The sequence below is a fragment of the Marinibium conchae genome (assembly GCF_015595035.1).
In the GTDB taxonomy this organism is placed as follows: domain Bacteria; phylum Pseudomonadota; class Gammaproteobacteria; order Enterobacterales; family Alteromonadaceae; genus Glaciecola.
In genome coordinates, this window is sequence record NZ_JADNRN010000003.1 from 657628 (window position 1) to 682521 (window position 24894).

The window sequence follows — 24894 nt, forward strand, 5'->3', positions numbered from 1 at the left end:
TTGTTATAAGCACGGTTACTCTTGTGCACAATATACCGATCTGGCCGTACCGTAACTAAAACAATAAGTGTTGTTACACGCGCCAAGAACATCATAGTATAAAGTTACTAATACGTTTGTACAAAGCCTGTCTATATGCTGGTTAGCGAGTCGAGCGGTCTCAATTCCATCGATGTTTTCAAACAACATATTTTCGACAGTATCAAAATCCATAGACTTGATGTTATTTGAAAGTAAATCATCAATGCCAGCGACAATATCTTCTTTTTTGTCAGGGTTTACTCTGAGTGAAAAGTCTAAACCTGCGTAAAGTGGCTTTTTTAGCTTAATTGTCTCAAATTTTTTAAATTGATCTGGAAACTTCACCTTTATCAATTGCATTAAAGCGAGATATTCATCGTTTATTGGTTCGCAGTATATACTGCTATATACCTTTATAAATCTTGCTTTACGCGGCTTAGGCTCAAAACCACAAAGCTGCTTACAAACAAGCTTACGGTCGTAGACATCACCTAATTTTTTATCGGAGAATTCATAAGCGAAAAACTGCTCAACAACATAATCTTGAGCACCCAAAACTTGGCAAATTCCATCTTCATTCACCAACCAGTCCCCCCGATTAAATTTATGCGTTCCTTCCATAGCTTCCTAGTGCTTATAACACCAAATTAAGCGGCGTTGCCCGCTCTTGGCAATGTCCGCTTGAATTTTTTTGTTATGTGCGATACTGCCAAGATTCTGGATTTTGTCTGACATGAAATATTGCCGTAATCACTATTGTGGAATCATCTACAATGTAAAATATTCTATAAGGAAACCGTCTGATAGCTATTCGCCTGAGCCCAGAGTATACAACCTTGAATGACATCGGGGTTCTTTGTATTTTAGCTAGGCTATTTTCAAAGCAGAGCAAAAAATCTTGGCCAAGTCCTTGACGAATCTGTTCATAATACTCAAAAGCGACGCGCAAATCATTTTTAGATTCTTGGCGTAACCTTATTTCGAAAGTCATTTACTTAGGATATCAGTCTTTACTTGCTCCCAAGTTTCTCCATGGTCTTTGTCAAGATGAAAAGCCGTTAATCTTCTATCAAGTTCAGACTTCTGTTCAGCGGACAACTGAATTTCATCATGTTGATTTGAAACACTATCCCACAACGCTTCTGCTAGGATGATTCGTTCAGATACAGACAAGTTTTCTATTTCCATTTCAAGGCTCCATCAATTGATGTTGTCGAAATAATAGCACAAACGGCAAATGTCAGTCGACTGGACAATGGTTTAGGCACATAACACCACGTTAAGCGGCGAAAATCGCTCTTCATTTTTGTCCGCTTCAACGTTTTGTTAGATTTCATTGTTTGATACCATGCTCTCTAGCAACATCAGGATCGATCCATGAGGAAATAACATCTGTATCATTCAGTTCAGTTTCTTTCGGTTCAAAACACAAACTTTTGAACTCTGAAAAAGAACCGGAAATTAATGACTTTTCAGAAGTTTCATGATCCCAGAAGTAAACTTGACCGTGAATTTTTACAAAGTAGTTTCCACACTCATCTTCAGCCAATACCTCCAAATTTTTAAGTTCATTAGGGAATGGTTTCAGAGCATTGCGGATTAAACCATAGGTTTTGCCGTCTACTCCATTAATCGCCTTTCCTATGCATTCCTCAATATCCAAATTCCCTCCAAAAATCTAACACCCACATAAGGGGCAGTAACGTGTGGGCTAAAATTTGAGCGAAGCGACAGAGCTCACGCGTTACTGTCCCAGCGAGCCTGCGAGCGACTTAATGTGATTGTTAGCTGCCATCTACTAGTAATGGTAACGACTCGAGATAACCGTAATTGCGGTATCGTCAACGGCATATACCAAACGATTTGTGTCATCTATTCTGCGGGACCAGAAACCTGAAAGATTTTCTTTAAGAGGTTCCGGCTTTCCAATTCCATCAAATGGAGAACGCTTAACATCCGAAATTAACTTATTGATACGTCTCAAGGTTTTCTTGTCTTGAGTCTGCCAATAAACGTAACTATTCCAAGCCTCATCAGTCCATGATAACAACCTGCTACTCATCAATAAGTTCTCGCTGGGTCGTTTTTGCCGCTTTAAACTGTGCTATTGAACGATTTAAGTGCTCAGCGTTCGCTGGTGAACGAAGTAGATGAACGGTTTCCATAAGGCTGTTGTAGTAATCTAATGACATTACAACAGCATCTTCAGAGTCACGACGAGTGATTACTGTTGTATCTGCATCATTGATTACATTGTCCAAAACGGCTTTTAAACCATTTCGTGCTTCGGTAAAAGAAACAATTCTCATTTTGCACCCCACTTGTACATTATATGGGACAAGTTTAGGTCGAAAATAAGCACATGTAAAGGGTGCTGTGCATTACTGCGCCGTGGCAGCTAACACTCTACATAACGGGCAGATTTATGTGCGGCTGCTTTGAGCGAAGCGAAGGCCGTACGTAAATTTGTCCCAGCGACCGAAGGGAGTGAGTTAATGTATTTGTTAGCACACGTTGATGCCACTCGATGTTGATAGGACAAAACACACTCCTTTGCGATGTTTGAATTTTTGTTTTGATGTTGAAAAGATACGCGATTTGCTGTGAAACAACAACTGATGTTGACCAGCGGGAATCAAACATTATGCGCTCGCGAACCCGAAATAAAGTTTCTGACAGGAAGATGAGAGGGACTCTTGAAAGAAGGAGCTTGCACTCCAGTTTAATATATCGGTTACTCGCGATCCTTCTTTACTATCAGTTTTACAAAAGAAAAAGGTGCATTGCTAAATGCTGCAAAAAATACACTTAAAGAAACACTACCAGTTAGAGGGTAAGCCAAAAATGCAAGAAATAGTAAACCAGAAAAAGCAAGCGTCGCCTTAAATTTTGACTCGCTATCTGGAACTAATTGAACCATACAAATATTGCATACTGGGTATTTATGAAACGCCACTTTGAAGCGCGATAACCAGCTAATACCATCTTTACCGCAGCTTGGACAATTCATTGAATACTCCGTGACACATAACACCGCGTTAAGCGGCGAAAATCGCTTTTTATTTTTGTCCGTTTCAACGCTTTGTTAACTGCCACTTCCGCATTCCTTAGAGATTAAAGCAGCGGGTGTGTGTTTCATTACCTGCTGCCAGTCTCCGTTTTTTGAATAATTAACGACCACAGAATTAGGATGAACATTTATGTTCAATTCTGATGACCTATATAAATAGCCAGGAGCCAGAGATGCTGGATTATTTTGCCACCCATCTTTATTTGCAGAGAACCAAGCTATCAATTCACTTGAAGTGCCAGAAACTGTTCCGTGACAAGTTTCAAAGTAATCAGGGAAACGCTCTACAAAATCGATATACTGTTCTCTATCATACCAAAGAACCAAAGCACTAATGATTATTAATGAGATAGTCAGTACAGCAACTAAAATTTTAAAAAAGACATTCATAGCTTTGAGGGCAGTTAACACTTGCTTAAGCGGTAAAAATCGCTTTTTATTTTTATCCGCTTCAAGCTTTTGTTATACCGCAATTACGCCACCAAAGCCTTGTATGGTTCTACATTTAGCGCTGATTGATTCTGGCGAGCTATCCATAAATCATGAGCATTTTGCAGCTTCAACCAGTGGTCGGCAGACGGCTTGCCAAATACTAATTCAAGACGAACTGCCATTTCAGGTGAAATAGAAGCACGGCTATTCAACACTTTTGAGAGTGTTTTACGGCTGACGTCTAAGTGCGCTGCGACGTCAGTAATTGTTAATTCAAGAGGCTCTATCACAAGTTCTTTTAATATTTCACCTGGATGCGCCGGATTATAAATAGTCATTAATGATAATCCTCATAGTTGACGAGTTCGACATCCTTACCAATAAAACGATAAGTTATACGCCAGTTACCACTTACTCTAACCGACCATATATCCTTCTTATCGCCTTTCAATTTATGCATAAAAAGGCCTGGCAAATCCATATCATCAGGAATCTCAGCTTGGTCTAAATTTGACATAATTAACCTGAGTTTTTTCTCATGCTTTTTCTGAATACCGGCAGTGCTACCTTTTTGATAGAACTTTTGAAGACCTTTATGTAGGAAACTTTTTATCATACGCCAATGTAACCCAAGTGGTTACAATTGTCAATCGATCGAGGTATAACACCCCGCATAACGGGCAGGTTTAAGTGCGGACGCTTTGAGCGAAGCGAAGGCCGCACTTAAAGTTGTCCCAGCGACCGAAGGGAGTGTGTTTATGCGATTGTTATGTTGCCTGATATTTTTGAGGTGTTGATAAAACATTCCATGTTTCCTTGCGTTATCCATTTAGGTAAAACAATACTCGTTTTGCGGTGAGACAACAACTGATGCCGACCAGCGAGGACCAAACATTATGCGCTCGCGAACCCGAAATAAAGTTTCTAACAGAAAGATGAGAGTGACTCTTGAAAGAACGAGCTTTTGCCACAGTCTTTTGTTATTTAGATACACACGACACTTTACCAAAAACCGTAGCCTTAATAAGCTCACATTTTTGAATGCCATTTTCAATTTTCATTGCGTCTCCACAAGCGGTATTGCTTACAATAGGCTTACCATTATTGGGTTCAACTATTACCTTTTTTGTGCCGCAAAGTTCATTAGCTTTTTTATACCAGCTATCAAGTAACTCATTACCAATATCAGTTTGGCCTTTTGCCGTCATCAGAAATACTGTACCACTTTTATTAGCACTTACTGTGAATTCAACATCTTCATTTGAGAAACAACTCAAACTAAAGAAAGACATGATTAAGAATGCAAAACTTGATTTCATGCTGCTACATAACACCCTACATAACGAGCAAATTTATGTGCGGCTGCTTTGAGCGAAGCGAAGGCCGCACTTAAATTTGTCCCAGCGACCGAAGGGAGTGCGTTGATGCGATTGTTATGTTGCCTCAGTATATTGCAGTGTTGATTAAACATTCCATGTTTCCTTGCGTTAACCATTTAGCTAAAACAATACTCGTTTTAGGCTGAGACAACAACTTATGGTTAGTAGCGTAGACCAAACCTTATGCGCTCGCGAACCCGAAAATAAGTTTCTGACAGAAAGATGAGAGTACCTCTTGAAAGAACGAGCTTGCGCCATAGTCGTTTGTTAGGTGGCATCTGAAAACATCCTTATTTCTGCAACTCTCCCAGTACCTCGCCATTCTTTACAAGAACGAAACGAGTCGCTCTATTTTGGTCTTTGACGATTTCAACCATATCGCTTGGGTTCTGTCTTTTTAAGACTTCTACAAAACTCGAAGTGAATTTTTTTACCGAGTCAGGTGGGTTTGTTGCCCCTTTATCTTGCATGGACTTTCGTCTTTGATAAACAAATAAAAAGTGTTCTACTGAATTGGGCATAAATCTACCTGGCACCTAACGTCCGATGAGCCGCTTGTTAGGGCTTGAATGAATTCTCATACTCTTCGATACTTCTCGTCAGTTCCTGATCAAGTGCCTTCTCGATCTTCAACGCTTGCTTCCACAACTCCGAAGTATTGTTTTCTGAAATCATTCTATCGAAGACTGAAGCCAACTCAATTTTGAGCTTTACTCTTTCTTCTGAATCACCACCAGTAATCGTAGTATTGTTGTCAGGAGAATACATTATTCTATATTTGTTAAAATTCTTGCGAGCCTCATCGAGCGAGTAACCACCATTAGGGCCACCTAAAACTTTTGAAGAGTCTTCATCGTCCTGACCATCATCTTCCCAATCACAGAGTTCGCAAATATCATAATTTCCGCGTGCCTCAAGTGTTGGGTAACCACAACAAGGACAGGTAACTCGATTCAGCTTTTTGAAAAAAGAACCAAGACCTAAATTTACACCTTTTGATACTTGTTCGAGTTTCTGTCTATTTTCGGATAATTCATTCATATTCGATACCTCTAATGGAACCCTAACACCCCGCATAACGGGCAGGTTTATGGGCGGACGCTTTGAGCGAAGCGAAGGCCGCACTTAAATTTGTCCCAGCGACCGAAGGGAGTGAGTTTATGCGTTTGTTATAAGTCGCTGCCATGGAGCTTTACGATATTATTTTGGTACGGAGAATTAAAATCCACACGAGAAATAGAATCAACCTGAATCAATTTATATAATCTTGAAAGTGACCTTTTTGCACCAAAAGTATGGATTTTTAGCCAACCATCACTCTGATTAATTATTTCAGCCACTTCAAACTTAGATTCATTGTGGTGGCAATAAATACATAAACTATTGTTTTCGTTGCCGACCTCAAGAATTGCATTTTCAAATGTTGTCGACTTCAATTTTCCCAGCATTTTAACTGCGCTATCACTTATCAAAGCCTTAATAGATTCATGCTCTCTGTTACCCCAATAGACTTCATCTATTTGCGACGTTTCAAACATACTAACGCCATCAAAAAGTCCATCGTCTGTATATAATGACATTACCATAAAGTTTTCATTAACTTCCAATAAGACGCCCGTCATTTCTTCATCATGGCAATCTCGATCGATTGATACTAACTCTTTGCTCAATTTTAAATTTTTCAATTCTTTAAGTAACACTAAAACCTCCTTGTGACTTATAACACCTGCATTTGCGGCAGTTTGTATTTGCTAAAATCTGCAATAATTGAACGCAGTGAAATGCAGATTTTAGCAAATGCAAAATGTCCGAGGAAGCGACAGCGACCGCCAAGATGCTTTTGTTATGTTTACACACGATACTGCTTTAGATTTTCTTTTTGAACATTTAAAAGAGCTGCGATCTTTTGATTGTCATTAAGTTGCGTAAAAAAGTTGAGATTATCATTTAGAATCTTCAAATCTCTCTTTATATTAGCAGGATAACCACTAGGGCAAATATCATTATATTTTTCTACTTCCGCTCTACCTTTTAATAAACATAGGGCATTTTGAACGCTAAAGGAGTTTACCCTAGATGACTTACCAAAGGTTGTTGTCGATCTAAAACCATAGCTAATACTTTCAAGTTGAATAAAAAACTCTTTATTTTTGAACGCTATTTTATATGGGTTTTCAAATTTGTGTTTGGATGATACGACTTCTTTTAAGCCGAATTGATGCGCAAGCGCTTTAAGTTCTTGTCTGCAAAATTCCTTGAAGTTCTCAATAGCTTCCGATTCAGTCATATCTCAAAGTAAACATAACACCTGCTTAAGCGGTAAAAATCGCTTTTCATTTTTATCCGCTTGAAGCTTTTGTTAGGTATCATTGTTTATTAGTCCCACAATTTGCGCAATAAGAAGCTTTCGGAGTCCTAAGTAAGTGACCACATGAAACGCATTCAGGTCCAAAATCATTTAGACGATGATGCAAAATTGCTAAGTGGTTTGTTTCTAAAAAGCCTGTCATTTCTAAGTATTTATCTGTGGCAGGCTTAAAAGCTTCGTTCATAGCTGTTTTATATCGCATCCCGTCTGCTCACGATAATCTTTTATTATGCTGTTTTGTTTTGAAAGAAGCGGTTCAATCACTTCCCACTCGGTCTCCTCAAGCATCGGAACATCCAATTCACATCGCCAACAATAGTATGTTTTCACGCTTGATACCTAACACCCGAATATGGTGCGCGACAGAGTCGTGTCACAGCGCAGCGACATGATTCGCTTGTTATGAGCTCTACCCAACACAATCAACCCAAAGCGCCTCGAACTCTTGTTTTGAAATATTCTTTCCGTCAAATTCATTTTCTGAGTTTATTTCATCTAAATGAGGTACTTCCGCTACGCCTAATCTTGTATTGTCTGAATGGTTTTGGGTTGTCGCAAATCCAATCTTACCATCTCGAAAAAATTCTATTTTTCTTATTTCGTAATCGTCTTCACCAATTTCTGAAATAAGACGATATGGTTCCTCATTGAAATCATGAATCCATAAAACATCGATGTATCTCATATCTTAACTGGCTCATAACACCCTACATAACGGGCAGATTTATGTGCGGCTGCTTTGAGCGAAGCGAAGGCCGTACGTAAATTTGTCCCAGCGACCGTAGGGAGTGCGTTGATGTATTTGTTAGCACAGGTTGATGCCACTCGATATTGATAAGACAAAACACACTCCTTTGCGATGTTTGAATTTTGTTTTGATGTTGAAAAGATACGCGATTTACTTTGAAACAACAACTGATGCTGACTGGCGTGAATCAAACATTATGCGCTCGCGAACTCGAAAATAAGTTTCTGACAGAAAGATGAGAGTACCTCTTGAAAGAACGAGCTTGCGACAATGTGTCGCGACGGACTTCATTGCTTGATGGCGCGAATAAAAAACGGATGCTCGCGAGCATGAAACACAAGGTCTGACAAACTACGCAAGTAACAAGGAAAAAGCAGGAGCTTGTGAATAAGCTAATGAGACAACGACCAAACAAAAGTACGCTCGCGACCCTAGAATCAAAATACTAACGAAGAAAGACGAAAAGACATTTGGGTCTGTTGCATTCAACTTGCACTAGTGATTTTGACTTGTTTTGAACTTATCTCAAATCCAGTGTGTTTTTTAGCACGCTAACACCCTACATAACGGGCAGATTTATGTGCGGCTGCTTTGAGCAAAGCGAAGGCCGTACGTAAATTTGTCCCAGCGACCGAAGGGAGTGAGTTGATGTATTTGTTAGCACAGGTTGATGCCACTCGATATTGATAAGACAAAACACACTCCTTTGCGATGTTTGAATTTTGTTTTGATGTTGAAAAGATACGCGATTTGCTGTGAAACAACAACTGATGTTGACTGGCGGGAATCAAACATTATGCGCTCGCGAACCCGAAAATGAGTTTCTGACAGAAAGATGAGAGTGACTCTTGAAAGAACGAGCACCATGCAATGCTTTAATTTACAGATGCGTTGTTATAACTTTTAGAAGGGCATTAATTTGACTGTCGAACGCCTCGCGACTGCTCTCGACGATTAAAGGCTTTAATATTTCCCATTGATTGTCGCCAAGCCATCTTTGAACATTGCCAAAGCCCTCTTCTCCATCCCACTCAATCATAAAACGCTCATCGTTTTTTGAATAAACACAATACATAGAGCCATACACATCTGAATTTGTATGCGGGTGAGTCTCATCAAACCCATTCCGGGTTAATAAGTTGACTATTTGTTCTTTAAGTTCGAAATACTCGTGCATTGCAATACAGCTAACACCCCGCATAACGGGCAGGTTTATGGGCGGACGCTTTGAGCGAAGCGAAGGCCGCACTTAAAGTTGTCCCAGCGACCGAAGGGAGTGCGTTTATGCGATTGTTATGTTGTTTCGGTTTGCTGAGGTTTTGATAAAACATTCCATGTCTCCTTGCGATATCCATTTAGGTAAAACAATACTCGTTTTAGGCTGAGACAACAACTTATGGTCAGTAGCGTGGACCAAACATTATGCGCTCGCGAACACGAAAATAAGTTTCTGACAGAAAGATGAGAGTGACTCTTGAAAGAACGAGCATCTAACCACCTCGAGCAACCAATAAACTTAAATAAGTAGCGACTTTTTGCAACCTTTGCAGCGCAACTCAAATCGCATCTGCCTTTTAACTAAACTAGTCAAAAGTGAATACACAAAGAATAGAATAGTTACATACCAAAAGCTATTGATAAGGATAACCGAAAATACAAACGCCACCATCAAGCCAATGCAAACTAATAAAAGAGAAATGTTAAGCGTATCAGTTACCCACACATATTCTGACTCGCAGTAGCATGTTAAGCAGCTGGCGATATTTTTCATCCCTAACTTAAACATTAAATCTCGCCATACTCATAACACCCCGCATAACGGGCAGGTTTATGGGCGGACGCTTTGAGCGAAGCGAAGGCCGCACTTAAATTTGTCCCAGCGACCGAAGGGAGTGAGTTTATGCGTTTGTTATAAGTCGCTGCCATGGAGCTTTACGATATTATTTTGGTACGGAGAATTAAAATCCACACGAGAAATAGAATCAACCTGAATCAATTTATATAATCTTGAAAGTGACCTTTTTGCACCAAAAGTATGGATTTTTAGCCAACCATCACTCTGATTAATTATTTCAGCCACTTCAAACTTAGATTCATTGTGGTGGCAATAAATACATAAACTATTGTTTTCGTTGCCGACCTCAAGAATTGCATTTTCAAATGTTGTCGACTTCAATTTTCCCAGCATTTTAACTGCGCTATCACTTATCAAAGCCTTAATAGATTCATGCTCTCTGTTACCCCAATAGACTTCATCTATTTGCGACGTTTCAAACATACTAACGCCATCAAAAAGTCCATCGTCTGTATATAATGACATTACCATAAAGTTTTCATTAACTTCCAATAAGAAGCCCGTCATTTCTTCATCATGGCAATCTCGATCGATTGATACTAACTCTTTGCTCAATTTTAAACTTTTCAATTCTTTAAGTAACACTAAAACCTCCTTGTGACTTATAACACCCCGCATAACGGGCAAGTTTATGGGCGGACGTTTTGAGCGAAGCGAAGGCCGTACGTAAAGTTGTCCCAGCGACCGAAGGGAGTGTGTTGATGCGATTGTTATGTTGTTTCAGTTTATTTCGATTTTGATAAAACATTCCATGTCTCCTTGCGTTAACAATTTAGATAAAACAATGCTCGTTTGTCGTTGATACTGCAATCGGTGGTTGGCAGCGGGGAACAAACATTATGCGCTCGCGAACCCGAAAAATAATTTCTGACAGAAAGATGAGAGTGACTCTTGAAAGAAGGAGCTTTCACAAAAGGTATATGACAATTATAGGGAACATCGAAAAAATATATGCAAGCCAGAGTCGATTAATGAGTATTAATCGTTTTACCAGTATTTTTGCCCTAGGATCAACACCCACCCAATAAGGTACATCTTTATCAGACGTAAAATTTATCCATTTAATAAACGTGCTACTACCTATTGGGTTAAACGTATAACCACGGCTGCACCCAGCAATTTTCCAGTCCTCTTTGTAATTTCTAAATTGAAATTCTAAGTAAGAGTCTGTTGTGAAAATGCTAATGGCAAATAGTAAAACACCTAAAGCACACCAAATAAAAATCAGCATCTATGACGGCACATAACACCCCGCATAACGGGCATGAAAACCGCAGGTTTTTATGTCCTGCGCGAGCGTAGCGAGGTTAATGCGATTGTTAGGTTGCCCGATGTTTTTGCGATTTTGATAAAACATTCCATGTCTCCTTACGTTAACCATTTAGGTAAAACATTACTCGTTTTAGGCCGAGACAACAACTGATGATTGACAGCGGGAATCAAACATTATGCGCTCGCGAACCCGAAAAATAGTTTCTGACAGAATGATGAGGGCGCCCCTTGAAAGAACGAGCAGCTCTGCTGTTATTTTAACGATTAAACATATAAAGAATCACCAGGCTAATACCAAAAAGGCAATAACCTATAAAAATGAATACAGACTTAGAATACAAAACACCAAAATCTGTAGGTGACCAATCGTTGAATTTTTTCTCAAAATAGGATGGAAACAATAAACAGCATATAGAAAAAAATACGATTAAATGTACAAAGTTTATACCCCTTGAGGCTCTGATTGACCCCACAGAATCATTTGCCTCGACAGCGATTTGAAACCCCGCAAAAACCTCTATTTTCCCTAATAAAGCAAGCATCAAAAAACATGAAATAATCACCCTAAAAACGGTATGAATCATCTGAAAGCCTAACACTTAGCTAAGGGGCAATAACATGGTGCTATAATGGCGAAGCCGCACCATGTAATTGTCCCCTTGAGCGCCTTGTTATGTAAATCAGGGCTGCCGCGGAGCCTCGCTACCACAATTCCAGCATATTTCGAAAGATGCATCATTTTTTTCGTTGCACTCGGTGCATACCCATTCTTTTATATTTTTTGATGATTTTAAGGTGTTCAACAACTCCATTGCCTTGTCGTAATCCGAGTCGCGATTTACCCATAGCTCCATGTTCGCGAGCAATGTATGCCCACCTGTTGAATTGTGCTCATTTGCTACTGATACAGACAAACCATTATGTATGAGCAAATTTTTGGCATTGTTTACCAAAACACTACTTTCATTTGTATAGACCATCTTCATTTTAAACGACTCCTACAAACTTAGATTTACATAACACCCCGCATAACGGGCAAATTTATGGGCGGATGCTTTGAGCGAAGCGAAGGCCGCACTTAAAGTTGTCCCAGCGACCGCAGGGAGTGTGTTGATGCGATTGTTAGCACCGGTTGATTTAACTCGATTTTGATTAAACATTTAGTGCCTCCTTGCGTTAACCATTTAGGTAAAACAATACTCGTTTTAGGCTGAGACAACAACTTATGGTTAGTAGCGTGGACCAAACATTATGCGCTCGCGAACCCGAAAAAAAGTTTCTGACAGAAAGATGAGAGTACCTTTTGAAAGAACGAGCTTTATTTAACTCCATTTTTAATCAGTCACTACTATGAATTTACCCTCACTATCTCGCTCAAAAGATGAGCCTATTGCTGCACCCAAATATTTGACAATGTCAGGATCATAATTAGCAATTGTATTTGTATCGTAATAATTCCAATTCTCTGCAGTATCTGCGTATTCTTGACTTTCATCACCTGACATAAAAACCCAACCATTGTGCTCATTTATATCAGGCTCTGTGCGGTACATATACCCAACAGGCCTTCCCTCTACAGTTATATGGTCGGTAGCTAGGCATGCTCCAAACCCCTCAGCTAGTGAGCGCATCTGACCTTTTGGTATTTTGTAGTTCTTCATCAACAACTTACCTAACACACCGCATAACGGGCATGAAAACCGCAGGTTTTTATGTCCTGCGCGAGCGTAGCGAGGTTGATGCGTTTGTTATGTTGCCTGATGTTTTTGCGGTTTTGATTAAACATTTAATGCCTCCTTGCGTTAACCATTTAGGTAAAACAATACTCGTTTTACGCTGAGACAACAACTGATGGTTAGTAGCGTGGACCAAACATTATGCGCTCGCGAACACGAAATAAAGTTTCTGACAGAAACATGAGAGTGACTCTTGAAAGAACGAGCTTATTTGCAATTTTGCTCATCAACCCTAACATAGTTAGCCACCTTTCTAGTTTTAACACTACTCAAGACCCCGATGCATATTTTCTCTGTTACGAAAGATTGCTTAAAACTACCTACAATGAAATCCTCACCATGTGCCCTGACTCTAACCTCGTAAGGGTATTTTGCAGTATGAGGAAAACGAGAATCATTTTTAATTTTTGTTGTTACTGATGTGCGCTCTATTTTGTATGGATTAATGACTTCTGCAATAAAGAAATGAGTATAAGTTCCATCTTTTACGTCAACATCGAAAAACGGAAATACAATCAAAACAATTAATATTGAGATAACTAATAATCCACCGAGAATTTTTAGCTTCGATGATGTTTTTAGGCGAACTCTAAATTTGGTATTCATAGAAACACATAACACCCCGCATAACGGGCAAGTTTATAGGCGGACGCTTTGAGCGAAGCGAAGGCCGCACGTAAAATTGTCCCAGCGACCGAAGGGAGTGCGTTTATGCGATTGTTATGTTGCTTCGGTTTGCTGCGGTTTTGATAAAACATTCCATGCCTCCTTACGTTAACGGCTTGGGTAAAACAGTACTCGTTTGACGTCAATACTGCAATCGGTGGTTGGCAGCGGGGAACAAACATTATGCGCTCGCGAACCCGAAAATGAGTTCCTGACAGAAAGATGAGGGTAACTCTTGAAAGAACGAGCTTTCGCTACAGTCAATTTATGATATTCCTGATTTATAAGAAAGCCATGCAGCCCATATCTCTTTTGCTGAATCATAATACTCATCTAGCTCTCTGTTACTTCCAAACCAATGATTGAACTCTTCCGATAGAATTAATTGTATATCCTCCACTGAACTAGCATCATGGAGCCTCGGCAGTATGGTTCCTACTTCGGGTTCATATTCATCATCATTTACACCAAAATTTATGCCCTCAATATCATTGTCGTAAAGTATCCGTGAGACACAAAAATAAAGCTTCTTGTATTTACCAGTTAAGGTCGATTTTTCAATTCTCATGAACACCTAGCGAAATGTTGCTTTAAACGCATAACACCCCGCATAACGGGTAAGTTTATGGGCGGACGCTTTGAGCGAAGCGAAGGCCGCACTTAAAGTTGTCCCAGCGACCGCAGGGAGTGCGTTTATGCGATTGTTATGTTGCTTAATGCTTTTGCGGTGTTGATAAAACAATTCATGTCTCCTTGCGTTAAGCATTTAGGTAAAACGATACTCGTTTGGATCGGATACATCAACTGATGGTTTCTAGCGTGGACCAAACATTATGCGCTCGCGAACCCGAAAATAAGTTTCTGACAGAAAGATGGGGGTGACTCTTGAAAGAATGAGCTTGCACCATAGTCTTTTGTTATATGCCTTTTGGTACATAGGTTTCAGTTTAAGATCTCTTAAATTCAGTGAGGGCATAAAAACCGACACGCCAATGAATGAAATAAGAACTACCACCCATTATAAACGCCATTATTAGAAAAAACTTAACTGTGAAAACATAAGGCCATGACATTAAAAAATACAAGGTAATCGAGGCACCAAGCATCGCGGCCACATAATAAAACGGGTACAAAAACAAGTATTGTAATAAAAGCTTGGTTTCAGTCTTCATGGCATATAACACCCTACATAACGGGCAGATTTATGTGCGGACGCTTTGAGCGAAGCGAAGGCCGTACGTAAATTTGTCCCAGCGACCGTAGGGAGTGCGTTGATGTATTTGTTAGCACACGTTGATGCCACTCGATGTAGATAAGACAAAACACACTCCTTTGCGATGTTTGAATTTTTGTTTTGATGCTGAAAAGATACGCGATTTACTGTGAAACAACAACTGATGTTGACCAGCGGGAATCAAACATTATGCGCTCGCGAACTCGAAAATAAGTTTCTGACAGAAAGATGAGAGTACCTCTTGAAAGAACGAGCTTGCGCCAATGCGTCGCGACGGACTTCATTGCTTGACGGCGCGAATAAACAACTGATGCTCGCGAATATGAAACACAAGGTCTGACAAACTACGCAAGTAACAAGGAAAAAGCAGGAGCTTGTGAATAAGCTAATGAGACAACGACCAAACAAAAGTACGCTCGCGACCCTAGAATCAAAATACTAACGAAGAAAGACGAACAGACATTTGGGTCTGTTGCATTCAACTTGCACTAGTGATTTTGACTTGTTTTGAATTTAACTGAAATCCAGTTTGCTTTTTAGCACGCTAACACCCCGCATAACGGGCAAGTTTAAGTGTGGACGCTTTGAGCGAAGCGAAGGCCGCACTTAAAGTTGTCCCAGCGACCGAAGGGAGTGTGTTTATGCGATTGTTATGTTGTTTCGGTTTAATGCGATTTTGATAAAACATTCCATGTCTCCTTGCGATAACCATTTAGGTAAAACAATACTCGTTTGAATCTGATACATCAACTGATGGTTTCTAGCGTGGACCAAACATTATGCGCTCGCGAACCCGAAATAAAGTCTCTGACAGAAATACGAGGGTGACTCTTGAGAGAACGAGCAATTAATTAGCTAAACAGTGCGTTGAAATTATAAATTCCAACTGGTTAACACTAAGTTAAAGATAGCCAAACAAGTAGCCAGTGACACAACCCCTGCCGATTGTTTGTTATGTCCTATAGTTTTAAATCGCTTTATTTCAATTAGTGAAGCAATCGCAATAAAAAACATAGCCACACCAATAAGAATAAAAGTCACCGTTTGATTATTCTGATAAAAAGGAATTGGCACTAACATTGGTTCTGTTGAGTTTTCTGCAAAAGGCTTGAAAAAAGGCCTAATAATATCAGTTAATATTCTACCGCCATTATTTTGCCGATATGAATAATCACCAAAGAGCGTAAAAAAGAGCCCCGCAAGCAATAAAACAAGACTTAAAACCTTACTCATAACACCCCGCATAACGGGCATGAAAACCGCAGGTTTTTATGTCCTGCGCGAGCGTAGCGAGGTTAATGCGATTGTTAGGTTGCCAAATGTTTTTGCGGTGTTGATAAAACAATCCATGTCTCCTTGCGTTAACCATATAGGTAAAACAATACTCGTTTGAACTCAAAACAACAACTAATGCTCGCTAACCCGAAAACAGTCTGATTAAAACTGATGGTAGCGACCCTTGAAAGAAAGAGCATACAACAAACACAGACAACGCATTGATAATGTTTATAGGGTTAAAAACTGATACTGTAATAACTAGTTTAAAGGATTGAAGCGAAAAAATATGGATAAAAATTTACCAAAAACACTATTTGATGCTCTTGCGTTGTACTCACTCCCATTGGAAAGGGTATTTCATTTAGCTCTTGAAACAATAAAAACTGACGAGAGTATTTCCGATAAATACAGGGACGAGCTGCTGACTTCAGTTAAGGCTGTTTTATTTAATAGCCTAGAAATTCATACATACATTCAATCAAAAGACTCCACTCTCGATTTTAGCAAAGACGGCAAAATTGAGTATGAAGCCATTAGAGATGAATTTAGAAGTAAGTTTCCAAGTGACGAAGACAGAGAAGTAAATTTACATCTTTTTATAGAAGAAGAGTCAGAAAGAAGAATGGAGGTGGATAAAAAACCGTCCGCCTAACACCCCGCATAACCGGAGACATTGCGTGCAACCGCACGTAATGGCTTCCGAGCGAACGCAGTGAGTGCGTTGATGCGATTGTTAGGTTGCCAAATGTTTTTGCGGTGTTGATAAAACAATCCATGTCTCCTTGCGTTAACCATTTAGGTAAAACAATACTCGTTTTACGGTGAGACAACAACTGATGATTAGTAGCGTGGACCAAACATTATGCGCTCGCGAACCCGAAATAAAGTTTCTGACAGAAAGATGAGAGCGCCTCTTGAAAGAACGAGCTTTAAACATGATTTAAGTTAACTCTGATTTGCTTTTAATATCCGTAATATCAAATATCCAAAAAATGAATGCACAGAAATCCACGTTAGAATAATAATAAACCAACCCAATGAATTAATCGGAGCTATAAAATGATTTTCGGTTACAACACCAAAAACAGCTAACCCAAAATCTGATGCGATTTGTAACACGAAAAATATGGAGTAATAAGCAATGGTTGCTGTTGCTTTATTTTCAACTACAAACGTAGGCACTGTAGCGAGAACAAAATGAACTACCATTAAACTCGCAATAATTTTGAGATAGGAAATCACGAACACAAGACCTAACACCCCGCATAACGGGCAGGTTTAAGTGCGGACGCTTTGAGCGAAGCGAAAGCCGCACTTAAACTTGTCCCAGCGACCGAAGGGAGTGCGTTTATGCGATTGTTAGCACCGGTTGATTTAACTCGATTTTGATTAAACATTTAATTCCTCCTTGCGTTAACCATTTGGTTAAAACAATACTCGCTTTAGGCTGAGACAACAACTGATGGTTGGCAGCGGGAATCAAACATTATGCGCTCGCGAACCCGAAAATAGGCTTCTGACAGGAAGATGAGAGGGACTCTTGAAAGAACGAGCTAGCGCCATAGTGGTTTGTTAGCTATATTGCTGTTTAAACAACCATTCGTTTGCTGCTAAAATAATATCTTGACGAAACTTTTCCATAAATTTATCAAGAGGAATATCTTCAATGTACCCCTCCTCTATTGGTGGATCAATAGATACTAATCTCCACTCAGTGCTATCAGAGATATCATCTAGATTATGATAGATTGATACTAAAGAAGATAATTTGTGGCTACCACCAACGCTAATTTCACTTCGAGAATCTTCGTTATATGGCATAAGCACTTCTTCTACGAGCACTTTAAGACCTTCAATAGGTCCGATATTTTCAGACGCAATGTGTTTGACCAATAATTCAATTGTTTGTTTTGATACTAACTCGTAAGACTCTGAGTCATGAGCCGTATTTATAAAAACTTCCAACGATTCTTTGAGGTTCATGACGATAGCTAACACCCCGCATAACGGGCAGGTTTAAGTGAGGCTGCTTTGAGCGATGCGAAAGCCGCACTTAAAGTTGTCCCAGCGACCGAAGGGAGTGCGTTTATGCGTTTGTTATGTTGCTTAATGTTTGTGAGGTTTTGATAAAACAATCCATGTTTCCTTGCGTTAACCATTTAAGTAAAACAATACTCGTTTTGCGCTGATACAACAACTGATGTTGACCAGCGAAGACCAAACAACGAATGCTCGCGAACCCGAAAATAACTCATTAAAAACAGATGAAAGTGACTCTTGAGAGGACGAGCAACCAAATACGTTTCACTTTCGATTTCTGTAACTAGTAATATTTTCATTTACATTGCCATTTTGAAGTCGAGTTGCAACTTCCATTTTACGCACCCTTATTGCCTCCTTATAAACGCGATAATCGTCTCGGTATTGTTTGCTTTCCTTGTCGTATAAAACCAGTATCAGAAAGTGATGCAACAGATAGGCAGATACAATAGGAGTAATAGACAGCCAAAATGGTTCTCTTGGTAAGTATTTCAACATCAATATTAATGGCGTAAGCCAAAGAAAAAATATAATTATCGATCTCAAAGTATAATTTTTTGGCCGCACTGGTTTCGTTAACTTACACATAACACCCCGCATAACGGGCAGGTTTAAGCGCGGACGCTTTGAGCGAAGCGAAGGCCGCACTTAAAGTTGTCCCAGCGACCGAAGGGAGTGCGTTTATGCGATTGTTATGTTGCCCGATGTTTTTGCGGTTTTGATTAAACAATCCATGTCTCCTTGCGTTAACCATTTAGGTAAAACAATACTCGTTTTAGGCTGAGACAACAACTGATGGTTAGTAGCGTGAATCAAACATTATGCGCTCGCGAACCCGAAAATAAGTTTCTGACAGGAAGATGAGAGGGAATCTTGAAAGAACGAGCTAGCGCCATAGTCGTTTGTTAGGTGCCGTTTCCTACAATCTTCCCTGTAACCCCAATGGGGCTTGAAATAGTACAAAAATAGAATTCAACTTTCCTTTGGGATAATACAAACGAGTGTTTTTCAAATGAGGCATAACTCAAACAATCTAGCCATGTGTTTTTTAACCTATCTGCCATCTCTTTTTCACTAATATCATGGGCAAATTTGAAACTAGCAACTAATAAATTTTCCTCGTCGTCAGTACTTCTGACGGATACATTTGAGACACCTTCAAGCTCTTCAAGGTAATACTCCAAATCGAATAAAAAACCTAGAAGGTTGTCACCTTCACTCTTCCCGTTTTTAAGAAATTCTTTATACATCCGCGAGCTACCTAACACCCCGCATAACGGGCAAATTTATGGGCGGACGCTTTGAGCAAAGCGAAGGCCGCACTTAAATTTGTCCCAGCGACCAAAGGGAGTGCGTTTATGCGATTGTTAGGTTGCCAGATGTATTTGCGGTTTTGATAAAACAATGCGTGTCTCCTTGCGTTAACCATTTCGGTAAAACAATACTCGTTTTAGGCTGATACAACAACTGACGGTTAGTAGCGTTGACCAAACATTATGCGCTCGCGAACACGAAAATAAGTCTCTAACAGGAAGATGAGAGCACCTCTTGAAAGAACGAGCTTCACTACCAGTGTCCTTTTACATATATTATTGAGCCGTCTAGCTTACTTATATAGTTATAATTACCTGACTTATACTCAATGTTTTTTAACTCATAAACCTGCCCATTACTTGTTTTAATTAGCAAGCTAAAAGTACCTCTACTTTGCGAAACAAAAAACTCAAGCGTATTTCCCTTTTCAAGGATCGGGGGAGTAAAAGTTAATTTGGTGTCGTCAAAATTTAATACTATTTCTTCTATTGGCTTTTCAAAGCCATTGAATACCAAACGAAAACTTGGATCGTTATAATCAACGAGCCAGTGAAACAAAAATACCAAGATAAGAACGAAAACACCGCCACTTAGAAACGAACCACGCTTGATAGTTGAAAGGTTGGATTCGACCAAAACCTAACACCCCGCATAACGGGCAAGTTTAAGTTCGGGCGCTTTGAGCGAAGCGAAGGCCGCACTTAAAGTTGTCCCAGCGACCGTAGGGAGTGTGTTGATGCGATTGTTATGCTGTTTCGGTTTGCTGAGGTTTTGATAAAACATTCCATGTCTCCTTGCGATATCCATTTAGGTAAAACAATACTCGTTTTGCGCTGAGACAACAACATATGGTTATTAGCGTGGACCAAACATTATGCGCTCGCGAACCCGAAAATAAGTTTCTGACAGAAAGATGAGAGTGACTCTTGAAAGAAAGAGCTTACGCCATAGTCGATTGCTATCCATCGTTTTCTTGCGCCCTCTCTTCTCGGTAGGTATCAAGTGCGTACATGAGAAGGATAACAAAGCATGCTCCGATGGTTTGATATTTATTACTGATGTAGCTTTGATATATCTGAACACCAGCAAACAGCACAAAGCAAAAACTTGCCAACTTTTCACTAGTATTTAATAAAGCAAGATTGTGTTTCGATAGTGTCTCTTTAAATGCTGAATAAGCGCCTTTTACTTTAAGTGAAACAACCTTTATCAATAAGGCCAGAAAGGCAACTCCGACTAATAAAGAAGCAGTCGCAATAGAAAAAGCGATATGCGAAAGAGCATAAACCATTAATAACAGCACCAAAACTATTACTGCAATAGAGAAACAAGCTTTTATGAATTCATTTCTAGTCACCCAAAACTCCAAAAATCAAACATAACACCCCGCATAACGGGCAGGTTTATGGGCGGACGCTTTGAGCGAAGCGAAGGCCGCACTTAAAGTTGTCCCAGCGACCGTAGGGAGTGCGTTTATGCGATTGTTATGTTGCCTCAGTATATTGCAGTGTTGATTAAACATTCCATGTTTCCTTGCGATAACCATTTAGATAAAACAATACTCGTTTTAGGCTGAGACAACAACTTATGGTTAGTAGCGTAGACCAAACATTATGCGCTCGCGAACACGAAATTGAGTTTCTGACAGAAAGATGGGAGTGACTCTTGAAAGAACGAGCACTCGCACACTTTAATTATCTCTATTTTTCCATTTTATAGTCTAACTGGACCTCTAGCCCTACTTGCTCTACAGCGATATCATCTACTATCTTAGGCCTATACTTCCATTTGGATAATGAGCATATCGCAGTTTTATCAAAAATTATCTCAGGATCTGATGATAATACTTTTATATTTACAGGTCTCCCCTGAACGCTTATATCAAACTTTAACCGAACGGAGCCCTCCAGTTTTTTTTGAGCAGCTATTGTGGGATAACTGCTATCACATGTCTCTGGTTCTAAGGAAAATGCTTGAGCAGAACCCGTTATAAATAATGAGGTGCATAAAGAGAAAGTCACAATAATTTTATTCACATAACACCCCGCATAACGGGCAGGTTTAAGGGCGGACGCTTTGAGCGAAGCGAAGGCCGTGCTTAAAGTTGTCCCAGCGACCGAAGGGAGTGCGTTGATGCGTTTGTTAGATTGTTGACTATTACTGCTATGTTGATAAGACAATACACACTCCGTTGCGATGCTTGAATTTTGCTTTGATGTGTAAAAGATACGCGATTTACTTTGAAACAACAACTGCAGTATGACAGCGGGAATCAGACATTATGCGCTCGCGAACCCGAAATAAAGTGTCTTACAGAAAGATGAGAGTAACTCTTGAAAGAACGAGCTTGCGCTAATGTGTCGCGACGGACTTAGATATTTGATAGCGAAGACTAGACAAGTCATGCCCGCGAACATGGAACACAGTTTCTAATTGAAGATGGCATAACAAGGAAAAACGTAGAGCTTTAGCAAATGTCGATGAGGCAATGAATAAACAAATGTACGCCCGCGACCCTAGAACCAAAATACTAACGAAGAAAGACGAAGAAAAACTTGGCTCTGTTACATTAAATGCAGACTAGTTACACTGTTATTTGTTTTAAAGGTGTGCTTTTTGCACCCTAACACCCCGCATAACGGGCAGGTTTATGGGCGGACGCTTTGAGCGAAGCGAAGGCCGCACTTAAAGTTGTCCCAGCGACCGAAGGGAGTGCGTTTATGCGATTGTTATGTTGCTTCGGTTTATTGCGATTTTGATAAAACAATCTATGTCTCCTTGCGTTAACCATTTAAGTAAAACAATACTCGTTTTAAGTTTAGACGACAACTGATGTTGACTAGCGAAGACCAAACAGCAAATGCTCGCGAACCCGAAAATTAGTTTCTGACAGAAAGTTGAGAGTACCTCTTGAAAGAACGAGGTTATACCTCTACTTTATACTTCCGTTTTAGTAACTCATTGACAGCGTTTTTCTTTGCTAATTGCAAAGGGTAAAACACCTTTAAACTAAAAAGGATTACTATCAATAGCACTGCTAGAAGCTTACTTAGGAACCAAAAAGACAAACCAATTGCGACGAAAAATAAAATTTGCTCGACAAAGCCAAGCAATAAACCCTCTAGCCGTTTTATCCGATAGGTAGCACCGCAATTTTTGCATTTGACTGGCAATTCAAAAATCAAGGACCATTTATCTAGTTTGCTAATTTTAACATTGCAGATTTGACAGTTCATACGCCATAACACCCCGCATAACGGGCAGGTTTAAGTTTGGCTGCTTTGAGCGAAGCGAATGCCGTACTTAAAGTTGTCCCAGCGACCGGAGGGAGTGCGTTGATGCGATTGTTAGCACAGGTTGATTTAACTCGATTTTGATAAAACATTTAGTGCTTCCTTGCGTTAACCATTTAGGTAAAACAATACTAGTTTGACGTTGATACTGCAATCGGTGGTCGGCAGCGGGAATCAGACATTATGCGCTCGCGAACTCGAAAATGAGTTTCTGACAGAAAGATGGAAGTTCCTCTTGAAAGAACGAGCTTACTCCTTTCTTAAACGCTTAATTGCCCATTTGCCATAGTTTACTACAAAGTCCTTAGCTTCTGAGAGTGTTTCAGGGTATGGGATACTGTCATAACTTCCAGGAACCACTCTAATTTTCTGAAAAAGGAAGCCGTGGCTGACCAAATATTTTATCTTTTTCCATTGCATAGAATCACTTTTTTTAGGTGGCTTAAAGTTTCTACCTAAATTGAATGAGTCCTCTTTACAAATAGGGCAGCTAATAACATCAGGGTAATCGCAAGGCGGCCTGTTAAAGTGTCGCATATTACTTGTTTTACAATTAAAACAGACAAACGACATAGAGTATTCTGGCCCTTCAGGTTTTTTTGTCTTTTCAGGAATTTTCCTAGTGCCTGTCTGCCTTCGGATTTCCATTCTCACTTGCTTATCCATAAATTGCTAACACCCTACATAACGGGCAAATTTATGTGCGGCTGCTTTGAGCGAAGCGAAGGCCGTACGTAAATTTGTCCCAGCGACCGAAGGGAGTGCGTTGATGTATTTGTTAGCACCGGTTGATTTTACTCGATTTTGATTAAACATTGAAAGCCTCCTTGCGATAACCATCTAGGTAAAACAATACTCGTTTGACGCTAATACTGCAATCGGTGTTTGGCAGCGGGGAACAAACATTATGCGCTCGCGAACCCGAAATAAAGTTTCTGACAGAAAGATGAGGGTGACTCTTGAAAGAACGAGCTTTGCAAAATCATGCGTTATCTATAACTCACCGCCCAGTGCAATTTCAATCGATTTTAATTTAGCCCCATCATTAGTAGCAAAGGTAAATAAAAAATGTGGCTCTAAAAAATTAGGCTGATCACAAAGATAAACCATTAACCTTTGCTTATTGGTATAGTCGATATTTAAAGTGTCTGTAACTTCTTTAAATGACATTCCTACTTTTATTCCGTATACACTGTCATGCTTTTCAGTGCTCGTTTTTATGTATGTGACACCACCAATATCAGCACTAAAAAATTCAATCCCTGGATAAAACAATGACTCTCCTGAATTCTGACCACTAGAGCCTTCGTCCGCGTCATACAATACTGAAGTTGGAAGTCCTAACTTATTTACTATAGTACTTTTTAAATCTCCTAGTTGGATATCTGCTATTTCAGCAAGCCCGTTCTCAATGCATTTGTCGTCAGACTTGACGTAAGCCATTTGGTTAAAAGACGGTAATAAAACTACTAAAAAAACTATTACGCCACCCTTACCTAACATCGCTAACACCCCGCATAACCGGAGACATTGCGTGCAACCGCACGTAATGGCTTCCGAGCGAACGTAGTGAGTGCGTTGATGCGATTGTTAGGTTGCCAAATGTTTTTGCAGTGTTGATAAGACAATACACACTCCGTTGCGATGTTTGAATTTTGCATTGATATTGAAAAGATACGCGATTTGCTTTGAAACAACAACTGATGCTGACCGGCGAAGACCAAACATCATGCGCCCGCGAACACGAAAAAAAGTTTCTAACAGAAAGATGAGCGTGACTCTTGAAAGAACGAGCTTGCGCCAATGTGTCGCGACGGACTCTCATGTTTGATGGCGAAGACTAGACGACCCATGCTCGACTGTTTTTTGCTTTTAAGGTGTACTTTTTAGCACCCTAACACCCCGCATAACGGGCATGAAAACCGCAGGTTTTTATGTCCTGCGCGAGCGTAGCGAGGTTAATGCGTTTGTTATGTTGCTTCGGTTTGATACGGCTTTGATAAAACATTCCATGTTTCCTTGCGTTAACCATTTAGGTAAAACAATACTCGTTTGATGTTGATACTGCAATCGGTGGTTGGCAGCGGGAATCAAACATTATGCGCTCGCGAACCCGAAAAAAGTGGTCATACAGAAAGATGAGAGTACCTCTTGAAAGAACGAGCTTAGAATCAATTCACTAATGACC

34 protein-coding genes are annotated in these 24894 nt (G+C 39.9%); 1 reads left to right on the forward strand and 33 read right to left on the reverse strand.

Annotated features, from left to right (window positions below):
• Window positions 1-15 precede the first annotated feature (15 nt).
• The 24 genes from ISG33_RS14395 to ISG33_RS14505 form a co-directional block, all read right to left on the reverse strand.
• The gene (locus ISG33_RS14395; RefSeq protein ID WP_195734291.1) at window positions 16-642 is read right to left on the reverse strand and encodes a hypothetical protein; all 627 of its coding nucleotides are present in this window, start codon (window positions 640-642) and stop codon (window positions 16-18) included.
• Window positions 643-715: 73 nt separating this feature from the next.
• Complete coding sequence (locus tag ISG33_RS17335; RefSeq protein WP_195734292.1) at window positions 716-1012, reverse strand: type II toxin-antitoxin system RelE/ParE family toxin; 297 nt, start codon at window positions 1010-1012, stop codon at window positions 716-718.
• Complete coding sequence (locus ISG33_RS14405; RefSeq protein ID WP_229333613.1) at window positions 1009-1194, reverse strand: addiction module protein; 186 nt, start codon at window positions 1192-1194, stop codon at window positions 1009-1011. The genes ISG33_RS17335 and ISG33_RS14405 overlap by 4 nt, the downstream gene beginning before the upstream one ends.
• A gap of 160 nt (window positions 1195-1354) precedes the next feature.
• Window positions 1355-1684: an SMI1/KNR4 family protein gene (locus ISG33_RS14410; protein ID WP_195734294.1), complete on the reverse strand. Its 330-nt coding sequence runs from the start codon at window positions 1682-1684 to the stop codon at window positions 1355-1357.
• 135 nt (window positions 1685-1819) lie between these two features.
• The gene (locus ISG33_RS14415; RefSeq protein WP_195734295.1) at window positions 1820-2083 is read right to left on the reverse strand and encodes a Txe/YoeB family addiction module toxin; all 264 of its coding nucleotides are present in this window, start codon (window positions 2081-2083) and stop codon (window positions 1820-1822) included.
• A complete protein-coding gene (locus ISG33_RS14420) occupies window positions 2076-2330 on the reverse strand; it encodes a type II toxin-antitoxin system Phd/YefM family antitoxin (RefSeq protein ID WP_018982647.1) in 255 nt (84 codons plus the stop codon). The genes ISG33_RS14415 and ISG33_RS14420 overlap by 8 nt, the downstream gene beginning before the upstream one ends.
• Before the next feature lie 425 nt (window positions 2331-2755).
• On the reverse strand, window positions 2756-3031 hold the full coding sequence (locus tag ISG33_RS14425; RefSeq protein WP_195734296.1) for a hypothetical protein: 276 nt from the start codon (window positions 3029-3031) through the stop codon (window positions 2756-2758).
• Window positions 3032-3106: 75 nt separating this feature from the next.
• Window positions 3107-3502: a hypothetical protein gene (locus ISG33_RS14430; protein WP_195734297.1), complete on the reverse strand. Its 396-nt coding sequence runs from the start codon at window positions 3500-3502 to the stop codon at window positions 3107-3109.
• Between the two features lie 62 nt (window positions 3503-3564).
• Window positions 3565-3861: a HigA family addiction module antitoxin gene (locus ISG33_RS14435; protein ID WP_195734298.1), complete on the reverse strand. Its 297-nt coding sequence runs from the start codon at window positions 3859-3861 to the stop codon at window positions 3565-3567.
• Entirely contained in the window at window positions 3861-4139 is a 279-nt protein-coding gene (locus ISG33_RS14440; RefSeq protein WP_195734299.1) for a type II toxin-antitoxin system RelE/ParE family toxin, read from the reverse strand. Before ISG33_RS14440 ends, ISG33_RS14435 begins: the two co-directional genes overlap by 1 nt.
• A gap of 364 nt (window positions 4140-4503) precedes the next feature.
• Window positions 4504-4842, reverse strand: coding sequence for a hypothetical protein (locus tag ISG33_RS14445; protein ID WP_195734300.1), 339 nt, complete (start codon window positions 4840-4842; stop codon window positions 4504-4506).
• A 350-nt stretch (window positions 4843-5192) separates the two neighbouring features.
• Complete coding sequence (locus ISG33_RS14450) at window positions 5193-5423, reverse strand: hypothetical protein (protein ID WP_195734301.1); 231 nt, start codon at window positions 5421-5423, stop codon at window positions 5193-5195.
• Between the two features lie 37 nt (window positions 5424-5460).
• A complete protein-coding gene (locus ISG33_RS14455; RefSeq protein WP_195734302.1) occupies window positions 5461-5943 on the reverse strand; it encodes a CPCC family cysteine-rich protein in 483 nt (160 codons plus the stop codon).
• Between the two features lie 128 nt (window positions 5944-6071).
• Window positions 6072-6602, reverse strand: a complete 531-nt coding sequence (locus ISG33_RS14460) for a hypothetical protein (protein ID WP_195734303.1) — start codon at window positions 6600-6602, stop codon at window positions 6072-6074.
• 149 nt (window positions 6603-6751) lie between these two features.
• A complete protein-coding gene (locus ISG33_RS14465; RefSeq protein ID WP_195734304.1) occupies window positions 6752-7189 on the reverse strand; it encodes a hypothetical protein in 438 nt (145 codons plus the stop codon).
• Window positions 7190-7679: 490 nt separating this feature from the next.
• A complete protein-coding gene (locus tag ISG33_RS14470) occupies window positions 7680-7955 on the reverse strand; it encodes a DUF6881 domain-containing protein (protein WP_195734305.1) in 276 nt (91 codons plus the stop codon).
• 943 nt (window positions 7956-8898) lie between these two features.
• The gene (locus tag ISG33_RS14475) at window positions 8899-9195 is read right to left on the reverse strand and encodes a hypothetical protein (RefSeq protein ID WP_195734306.1); all 297 of its coding nucleotides are present in this window, start codon (window positions 9193-9195) and stop codon (window positions 8899-8901) included.
• A gap of 732 nt (window positions 9196-9927) precedes the next feature.
• Window positions 9928-10458, reverse strand: coding sequence for a hypothetical protein (locus ISG33_RS14480; RefSeq protein WP_195734307.1), 531 nt, complete (start codon window positions 10456-10458; stop codon window positions 9928-9930).
• A 646-nt stretch (window positions 10459-11104) separates the two neighbouring features.
• Entirely contained in the window at window positions 11105-11230 is a 126-nt protein-coding gene (locus ISG33_RS17200; protein ID WP_255528914.1) for a hypothetical protein, read from the reverse strand.
• Between the two features lie 595 nt (window positions 11231-11825).
• A complete protein-coding gene (locus tag ISG33_RS14485) occupies window positions 11826-12131 on the reverse strand; it encodes a putative signal transducing protein (protein ID WP_195734308.1) in 306 nt (101 codons plus the stop codon).
• Between the two features lie 348 nt (window positions 12132-12479).
• Entirely contained in the window at window positions 12480-12806 is a 327-nt protein-coding gene (locus ISG33_RS14490) for a DUF2185 domain-containing protein (RefSeq protein ID WP_195734309.1), read from the reverse strand.
• A 282-nt stretch (window positions 12807-13088) separates the two neighbouring features.
• Window positions 13089-13487: a hypothetical protein gene (locus tag ISG33_RS14495; RefSeq protein WP_195734310.1), complete on the reverse strand. Its 399-nt coding sequence runs from the start codon at window positions 13485-13487 to the stop codon at window positions 13089-13091.
• A gap of 325 nt (window positions 13488-13812) precedes the next feature.
• Window positions 13813-14115: a hypothetical protein gene (locus tag ISG33_RS14500; protein WP_195734311.1), complete on the reverse strand. Its 303-nt coding sequence runs from the start codon at window positions 14113-14115 to the stop codon at window positions 13813-13815.
• A 1539-nt stretch (window positions 14116-15654) separates the two neighbouring features.
• Complete coding sequence (locus tag ISG33_RS14505; protein WP_195734312.1) at window positions 15655-16014, reverse strand: hypothetical protein; 360 nt, start codon at window positions 16012-16014, stop codon at window positions 15655-15657.
• A gap of 331 nt (window positions 16015-16345) precedes the next feature.
• Here ISG33_RS14505 and ISG33_RS14510 point away from each other — a divergent pair, with 331 nt between their 5' ends.
• On the forward strand, window positions 16346-16711 hold the full coding sequence (locus tag ISG33_RS14510; protein WP_195734313.1) for an SAM-dependent methyltransferase: 366 nt from the start codon (window positions 16346-16348) through the stop codon (window positions 16709-16711).
• Between the two features lie 601 nt (window positions 16712-17312).
• On the opposite strand, the gene ISG33_RS14515 is transcribed toward ISG33_RS14510, so the two are convergent.
• From ISG33_RS14515 to ISG33_RS14555, 9 genes are all read right to left on the reverse strand, one after another.
• Window positions 17313-17456 carry a hypothetical protein gene (locus ISG33_RS14515; RefSeq protein WP_195734314.1) on the reverse strand — a complete coding sequence of 48 codons (144 nt, stop codon included), beginning with the start codon at window positions 17454-17456 and terminating at the stop codon, window positions 17313-17315.
• Window positions 17457-17631: 175 nt separating this feature from the next.
• A complete protein-coding gene (locus ISG33_RS14520) occupies window positions 17632-18042 on the reverse strand; it encodes a hypothetical protein (RefSeq protein ID WP_195734315.1) in 411 nt (136 codons plus the stop codon).
• Between the two features lie 176 nt (window positions 18043-18218).
• Window positions 18219-18398 (reverse strand): hypothetical protein, encoded by a 180-nt coding sequence (locus ISG33_RS14525; protein ID WP_195734316.1) that lies wholly within the window; start codon window positions 18396-18398, stop codon window positions 18219-18221.
• A 606-nt stretch (window positions 18399-19004) separates the two neighbouring features.
• Window positions 19005-19349: a hypothetical protein gene (locus tag ISG33_RS14530; protein ID WP_195734317.1), complete on the reverse strand. Its 345-nt coding sequence runs from the start codon at window positions 19347-19349 to the stop codon at window positions 19005-19007.
• Between the two features lie 316 nt (window positions 19350-19665).
• Entirely contained in the window at window positions 19666-20049 is a 384-nt protein-coding gene (locus tag ISG33_RS14535) for a hypothetical protein (protein WP_195734318.1), read from the reverse strand.
• Window positions 20050-20371: 322 nt separating this feature from the next.
• The gene (locus ISG33_RS14540) at window positions 20372-20770 is read right to left on the reverse strand and encodes a hypothetical protein (RefSeq protein ID WP_195734319.1); all 399 of its coding nucleotides are present in this window, start codon (window positions 20768-20770) and stop codon (window positions 20372-20374) included.
• Between the two features lie 343 nt (window positions 20771-21113).
• Window positions 21114-21593: an energy transducer TonB gene (locus tag ISG33_RS14545; RefSeq protein WP_195734320.1), complete on the reverse strand. Its 480-nt coding sequence runs from the start codon at window positions 21591-21593 to the stop codon at window positions 21114-21116.
• Between the two features lie 1362 nt (window positions 21594-22955).
• Window positions 22956-23372: a hypothetical protein gene (locus ISG33_RS14550; protein ID WP_195734321.1), complete on the reverse strand. Its 417-nt coding sequence runs from the start codon at window positions 23370-23372 to the stop codon at window positions 22956-22958.
• 327 nt (window positions 23373-23699) lie between these two features.
• A complete protein-coding gene (locus ISG33_RS14555; protein ID WP_195734322.1) occupies window positions 23700-24209 on the reverse strand; it encodes a hypothetical protein in 510 nt (169 codons plus the stop codon).
• Window positions 24210-24894 lie beyond the last annotated feature (685 nt).